The following is a 507-nucleotide window of genomic DNA, read 5'->3' as shown; positions in this document are numbered from 1 at the left end:
CGCTGAAGCAAGCGCTGATGGACTAAAAATCAGTCTGATGAAAAATATTGCAGTTTTAGATTTCTTTAGAAATACAACCGGTCTCCCTGCTTCTAATGAAATATTGCAAAGCATTTATTCGAACAACACTAAAATTAGTTTAGAAGATTCACTTAATGAATTAAAAAAATCTAAGGTTATTGTTTATAGAAAACATATAGAATCATGGTCTGTATTTGAAGGTAGTGACTTTGATATAGATGAAGAGATAAAAAATGAATTGAGTAATATTTCTTCATTAGATTATGAATTACTATCAAAAGCTGCTGAAATACGTCCAATTGTAGCTAAAAAACACTATTACCAAACCGGCTCACGACGCTGGATGGATATTACCATATGTTCATTAGATGAGTTCAAAAGGTGTTTAAAGAATAGCCTACCTGTTACCTCAGATAAATTCGGGGGGTTTTACATTATATTTCCAGATAATGGAATGACAAATGAACAATTGAAAATAGAAATTAA

At 31.0% G+C, this 507-nt stretch carries 1 protein-coding gene; it reads left to right on the top strand.

The window, feature by feature from the left end; translation table 11 throughout:
- Positions 1 to 103: 103 nt before the first annotated feature.
- Positions 104 to 507, top strand: a 404-nt coding sequence (locus tag K0040_RS19970) for a hypothetical protein (protein ID WP_228110435.1), incomplete at its 3' end; no start/stop codon positions are given.

Origin of the sequence: Terrisporobacter petrolearius, assembly GCF_020748185.1 — a bacterium.
Classification (GTDB): domain Bacteria; phylum Bacillota; class Clostridia; order Peptostreptococcales; family Peptostreptococcaceae; genus Terrisporobacter; species Terrisporobacter petrolearius.
This window is presented reverse-complemented; position numbering and strand designations above follow the sequence as displayed.